This is a genomic window from Streptococcus sp. SGI.013, from assembly GCF_050315295.1.
Classification (GTDB): domain Bacteria; phylum Bacillota; class Bacilli; order Lactobacillales; family Streptococcaceae; genus Streptococcus; species Streptococcus porcorum.
Genome location: NZ_JBNPOS010000007.1, coordinates 72157 through 78834, shown reverse-complemented (window position 1 = coordinate 78834; position 6678 = coordinate 72157). Strand labels below are relative to the sequence as shown.

Below are 6678 nucleotides of genomic sequence, written 5' to 3'. Positions count from 1 at the left end.
TAAAAATTATTTTCCAAAAATTGATAAATTCTTTCTGGATTTTCAGAATTAAAGAATTTAATTAACGCTTCCTTATCTTGTCTATTAATAAAATCCATTATTGCTGCCAATAAACCAGCTTGCTCTTTTTCTTCATTGTTTAAAATCATGAACAAAAATGAAACCTCTAGTTTTTCATCTGGCAAAATCATATTATGAAAAGTTATCGCATGTTCCAGTTTAACTGGAACAATACGAGTAACATTTACAAACTGACTTTCTGTATGTGGAATAGCAATATTGGGAAGACTCGAATCAATTGGACTTAACGGTAAGGCAGTCGGATAATGTTCCTCTCTGTCGATTAAATTATCCAAGTATTCTTCTGTTACAAGACCTTTTTCAAATAATTTATGAGCGATTTCTTTAAAAACACTTTTTTGATCTTGTTGTTCAGATATATATACCGTATCTTCTGCAAATAATTGAGTCATTTTATCACCTTCTTACACTTTCTCACTCCATGAGCTGGCTGTTTTGAGAAGGACTGCATCAAGTCCCTCAATATTTTCACGACCAACAGTACGTAACCATTCACGCGCAGCTTCTTCACCTTGTTCAATATAGACTGGCACAACACCCGCCCAAGTTGCACGACCGCAGAGAACACCGTTAAATTTGGCACCTGCTTCATGTGCAAACACTAGTGTATCTTGGAAAAGCTTAGCAGAAACACCTGCACTTAGATAAATGTATGGCAAATGAGTTGATGCTTCTTGTTGACGGAAATATTCAGCTGCTTCTTCTTTTGTATAGACGACTTCACCTGTTCCAAAGCCTTCTACAAAATTCATGTTCACAGGTACTTCTACCTTGAGAACATCCACTCCAAAGCGTTCATCCGAAAATACTTTCATAGCCTCATTTACTTTTCGAGGTTTGACTTTTGCAAATTCCACACTGGCATTGTCTTCAATCGTTTCATCATAGCTCAAAATTTCTAAGAAGAATGGTAAACCTTCAGCCTGACATTCTGAACCTAAGCGTTCAATATAGGCCTGTTTTTGAAGATTGACGTATGGATCACCATCAACGTCATAGTAGAGTAGAAACTTAATGGCATCTGCCCCTTCTTCTTTTAGCCGTTTTACAGACCACTCCACTAGGCAATCTGGTAATCGACTAGTTGAGCTGGTATCATAGCCAGTTTTTTCATAAGCTAGGAGCAAACCGCACTGTTCGTCACGGGCGCGTGATGCTGGCAAACCAAATTCAGGATCTAACAAAATTGAGGAAGAAAACTGTGTTAATTCTTCTGAAACTAGTTTCTTTAGTTCTTCCATCTGCTCCACAGTAGGTTCTTCTGTCTGATGTTTTGCCATCATTTTTTTCAGGGCTCCACGTTGGTCAAAAGCTAAAGCTGAAATAATACCTGCTTCATTGCTTACTTTTTTCATGTATTTTCTTTTATCTGCTGTTACTACCATATTATACCTCTTCGACTTCGATTTGAGAATACAACGATTCTGCATTTTCTAAATTGACATAACCTGTCTGTTCTTCCTGGGCATTTAGCATGCCCAAAACATTAGCCTTTTTAAGTAATTCTGTATCAGGTAAGGCATGTACCAAACTAGCTGCAATACCTGCAACAGTTGAATCGCCTGATCCTACTGGATTGACGACTTTGATTTTTGGAATTCTGACACGATAGAACTTGTCATTGTGCTTGGCAAAAGCCCCCTGTGCCCCTAATGAGACGACTATCCAATCAATTCCTTGGAAAAGTTGACCAGACAAAACTGATTTCAACTCTTGAATATCATCAGTAACTTCTTTACCAATCAGTTGTGATAACTCCTCTGTATTTGGCTTAATAACTGTCGGCTTCTGCTGGCTTTCTAAAACGTTTTTCAGCGCCTCACCAGAACAATCCAAAACAACAGCTACACCGTATTTTTTACAAAGTTCTACAATCTCAACATAATAATTGCTAGCAAGTCCTTTAGGCAAACTTCCTGAAATGACAACTACATCTACATTGTTCAGAATAATTTCAAGGTGTTCAATAAAATTCAAAGCTTCATGTTCTTGAATAGTTGGTCCTTGTTCTAAAATCTCCGTCTGTTTGCCATCATGAAGGACCGCAATGCAATTACGTGTTTCATTCCCAATTTCCACAAAGGAATTTTTAATATCATTTCGAGTGAGTTGTTTCTTTACATAACTTCCAATCTCGCCGCCAATAAAGCCTGTTGCTACAACATCTTCACCGATTTGTTTCAAAACTCGTGTGACATTAAGCCCCTTACCGCCAGCTGTTTTTTGAACTTTTTCTACTCGATTGACCGTATCCAAATGAAAGGTATCCAATTGATAGGCAATATCAACTGACGGATTTAAAGTGATTGTCAAAATCATGTGAGCCTCCTAGTCGTGGTATTCTCCACGATCCCACTTTTCAAGAAATTCAGTAAAGAACTCTGGATTAGCTTGCTCTTGATTGAGCGTTTCAACTGCAGCAATCTTTTCAATTAAGCGTTTGTTTTCTTCAGTTGGTTTGTATTCTGCTTTAATGAAGGCTTCAATGATGTCGCACATGAGCAACTCACCTGTAATCTTTCCTCCAAAACCAATGACGTTGGCATTTAACTCTTCTTTTGCATAGAGTGCAGAGGTCATATCACGAACCAGGGCTGATCGAATACCAGGTACCTTGTTTACAGCATTGTTGATTCCAACACCTGTTCCACAAATACAAATACCCAAATCTGCTTGTCCGCTTGCAACAGCTTCACCAACTTTTTTACCAAAGATTGGGTAATGAGTACGAACATTGTCATAAGTTCCAAAGTCCAATACTTCATAGCCTTGATTTTTCAAATAATCTACCACAGCGATTTTTTCATAGGTTACAATGTGGTCACAACCGATTGCAATTTTCATCTCTTATTCTCCTTTGTTTACAACAATTAGCACATTTTATTTAGCATATCGACACGAATTTGGTGACGGCCACCATCATACTCACCTTCAACAAATCCTTTAACGATATTTTTAGCAATTCCTTCTCCTACAATCTCACTACCGATTGTAATAATACGCGAATTGTTGTGCCCTCTTGTCATATAGGCAGAACGTTCATCTGAAACTTCTGCAGCGATCATGCCTTTGACTTTAGTTGCGGTCATAAATGGACCAACACCATAAGCATCAATCACAATCCCAAGATTTCCTTCCTCTTGATTGACTGCTGCAACTACTGCCAAAGTTGTATCAACAAAATCACTTCCATCACTGACATCTTTAAAGTCATATGATTTTTCTTGTAAATAATCTTTAATAACGTCTTTTAGTTTTGAGCCCGCTGGATCAGCACCGATAATGATTGTCATAACCTATCTCCTAACAAAAATAGAAAGTTGTAGCCATATGTGGCAGAAAATCTTTGTTTTGCAAAACTTAGAAAAGCGTTTTCGCTTTTTATGTTTAAATTATACAACCAAACAAATATGAAGTCAACATATTTTGTTTAATTTTTGTTTATTTTTTTCGTATATAAACAAAAAACCAACATTTTGCTGTTGGTTTTGATTATTTTATGATTTTGTAGAAATAATTTCAATGTGATTACTTAATAATTGGTAATTTTCATCCTTTGCATTCATATCTGTCACTAGTGCAGTTACGTCATTCAAATCACAAAAGGAAGTAAAATCATCTTTTCCAATTTTTGAGGCATCCAGCAGTAGATATTTTTCTAAAGAATGTTTAATGGCAATATTTTGCGTATAGGCTTCGGCTAAGGTAGAGGTCATGACATCAGTTCCCTTAAGTCCGTTACCTGAAAAGAAAATCTTGCTGAATCGCATTTTTTCTAAACTTGTATTGGTAATTTCTCCTACAAAAGATTCTGTCACTTGGCGATATTCTCCCCCCAAGAGAAAGACTTGAAACTCCTCGGTCTTCTTTTGAGATAGGATGGTAAAAACAGGCATACAGTTTGTGATGACAGTGAGACGAGGATTTTTAATGGCCTCAGCCAGAAAGGCCACTGTTGTTCCTGGACCTAAAAATACCGTGTCTCCATCTTCTATCAGTTGTGCAGCCCTTTCCGCTATCTCTTGTTTGGCTTCCTTATTCTGAATGTGTTTCTCAGAATGAGAATATTCCCGATATTGAAAAGCCTTATTACTTCTAGCACCACCGTGAATTTTTGTTAAGACACCTTGCTCTTCCAATTCAATAAAATCACGTCGAACAGTCATATCAGTAACATTTAGCAATTCAACAATCTCAGAAATTCGAACTGTGCCTTTTTTGTTTACCAATCGTGTAATTTCTTCTAGTCGTTCTCGTTTATTCATGTTTAGTCCTTTGTTGTTTTTTTACATTATATCAAAAATCAACAAGAAGATGTTGGAATTTTGAACATTTGTTCAATGTAATCAGTACATCTGGCTAAAAAATTGAATTAATGATTTAATAGGCAGGGCTTTTTGATTTTTTATGTTTTTGCAGAGCTTTTATATTCCAAGTTAGGAATAGATATTTCAGAAATTTTATCACTTGATATTGCAATCCTCTCTATAACTTTTCCAATTTATCTATCTTTAAATAAATAAAACCCCTTTGTAATGCTGTAGAAGATAACTAACAAACAAAGAATAATAAGGCTAGGTTGCCAAAAACCTGCTATTTCTGCTAAACTCTGCCCTAAACGTTGCCCTATAAAGCGAACTAACATTAACACAATAGCATTAAAAATGACAGAGACCAATGAAATTATTATTGAGTGCATTATTGCTTCTGCAATACGTATTTTAAAAAGTTGTAATTTTGTTATGCCCAATATTTGTAACTGTCTAATATCTTCAATGTCTTTATTAGAAGATAATATTGTGATAGAAATAAAACTAGTAATAATAAGCACAATTGGTGCAGATAGATAGGCAATGAAGGAGGCTCTTGCTTCATGGACACTATTTATAGTATCCATAAATGAGTACATATTTCTGGTATAGAGGATGAATCCAGAAATGAGAGTTATCCCTATAGTCATCGAAGTCTGTATACTCTTCAAATAACTAGGATTGTATAGTAGGTTCCAAAAACTTGTATTGATTGCATAATTTTCAGATGGGAGAATCTTCATTAATAATTTTATTAAACAAATCTGGGTGGACGGAGATAGAACTTGAATAATTAATATATGAGTAATCAATAAAAATAAAATCATACCAGATTGTGTCACAATCACTTCTCTATTATTGGTAAAACCTGCTGAAATAATAATACCTATACACAATAACCATAAGAATAGACGAACAGAAACATTAATAAACTTAGTCGCCTTAACTCTCCAATTTCTACCATTTGATTTTGAATTTGATTCTTTTTTTAATAATCGAATAGAATAAAAATAAGCTCCTAATCCAACAATTGTTGGTACTATTAAAATACTCAATAATACAGTCTGAATATTGGATGTAATAACCAAATCAGGTAATTCATCTCTTCCTAATAAATTTTGTAAAAATTTATAGTAACTATCTGTCACAACGAAGGAAAGGATTGTCCCAAAACTGCTAACAATGACTGCCATTATGGAAAACTGACCAGCGATAAGTATAGATAATTGAGATTTACTTGCTCCTAAAATCGTCCATAATTGATAATCCTTTTTAAAGATATCTATTAGCAATCTTATATTATTTGAAATGAGAAAAAATAGAGTAGTCCCTCCAAATATAATCAACATCTGAAAAAGTTGCGAAGCATTAATATTTGAAGTTCTTGATGAGCTAGCAATGCCAAATAAAGATGTCCCAACAATTAGGCTAGATACAAGTAATAATGGAATTGTCCCAAACCATTGTCTCTTTGAATACTGAAACTGATACACAATGAGTTTTAACATATAATCTCACCTCACTCGCCAATAGTTTCAAGTGCCTGATAAAGTTCTTCTGCTGATGGTTTAGTAATTTCTTGCGAAATGTAACCATCTTTTAAAATAAATGCTTTATCTGTTTTAGATGCAAGCTCAATGTCATGTGTAACCATTAAAACACACTTCCCCTCATCAGCCATCTTTCTAAGTGATTCAAAAATCAATTTCCGAGAAATACTGTCTAAAGCACCAGTCGGCTCATCAGCAAAAATAACCTTACTATCTGATAAAATAGCACGAGAAATAGCAATCTTCTGCTGTTCTCCTCCTGATAGTGTTGATACTAATGACGATAGGTCGGCTTTAAAATTCAGGTTATCCAACAATGTTTTTACTTGATTCCTATCGGCAGTCTTCCCTGAAAGTCTTAGAGGTAGTGTAACATTTTCCAATGCTGGTAGAGCAGGAACTAGATTATAATTTTGAAAAATAATAGCAATGTCTTCACGTCTAAATTTAGCAAGTTTGCCATCTTTTAGCCGATATGGATTCACACCATTTATAACAACCTCGCCACCAGATGGCTCTGATAGACTCGCCAAGCAATTGAGTAACGTTGATTTTCCTGAACCACTGATACCTAAAATAGAGATAAATTCACCATAATCAACAGATAAAGAAACTCCTTTTAAAACAGAGACAGTCTTACTTTTATCAAGTAAATAATCTTTTGTTAGGTTTGTTGCACTAACAGCTACATGATTAACCATAATCATCCTCCTAACTTTATAAATATTTTTAAATGT

General features: G+C 35.0%; 8 protein-coding genes. All 8 read right to left on the bottom strand.

Annotated elements, in window-relative coordinates; all coding sequences use genetic code 11:
- Window positions 1–473: PTS sugar transporter subunit IIA (locus ACQRDX_RS03315; RefSeq protein ID WP_009853317.1), on the bottom strand; the 473-nt coding region annotated here is incomplete at its 3' end.
- 12 nt (window positions 474–485) lie between these two features.
- Window positions 486–1466, bottom strand: coding sequence for a tagatose-bisphosphate aldolase (gene lacD, locus ACQRDX_RS03310; RefSeq protein ID WP_427894231.1), 981 nt, complete (start codon window positions 1464–1466; stop codon window positions 486–488).
- Window position 1467: 1 nt separating this feature from the next.
- Entirely contained in the window at window positions 1468–2400 is a 933-nt protein-coding gene (locus ACQRDX_RS03305; protein ID WP_427894227.1) for a tagatose-6-phosphate kinase, read from the bottom strand.
- Between the two features lie 9 nt (window positions 2401–2409).
- Window positions 2410–2925, bottom strand: a complete 516-nt coding sequence (lacB, locus tag ACQRDX_RS03300; RefSeq protein ID WP_029172311.1) for a galactose-6-phosphate isomerase subunit LacB — start codon at window positions 2923–2925, stop codon at window positions 2410–2412.
- Between the two features lie 26 nt (window positions 2926–2951).
- On the bottom strand, window positions 2952–3374 hold the full coding sequence (gene lacA, locus ACQRDX_RS03295; protein ID WP_024384734.1) for a galactose-6-phosphate isomerase subunit LacA: 423 nt from the start codon (window positions 3372–3374) through the stop codon (window positions 2952–2954).
- A gap of 204 nt (window positions 3375–3578) precedes the next feature.
- Window positions 3579–4346, bottom strand: a complete 768-nt coding sequence (locus ACQRDX_RS03290; RefSeq protein ID WP_125071130.1) for a DeoR/GlpR family DNA-binding transcription regulator — start codon at window positions 4344–4346, stop codon at window positions 3579–3581.
- Window positions 4347–4582: 236 nt separating this feature from the next.
- A complete protein-coding gene (locus ACQRDX_RS03285; protein ID WP_427894223.1) occupies window positions 4583–5899 on the bottom strand; it encodes a beta-carotene 15,15'-monooxygenase in 1317 nt (438 codons plus the stop codon).
- Between the two features lie 11 nt (window positions 5900–5910).
- Window positions 5911–6642: an ABC transporter ATP-binding protein gene (locus ACQRDX_RS03280; RefSeq protein ID WP_427894221.1), complete on the bottom strand. Its 732-nt coding sequence runs from the start codon at window positions 6640–6642 to the stop codon at window positions 5911–5913.
- Window positions 6643–6678: the final 36 nt, after the last annotated feature.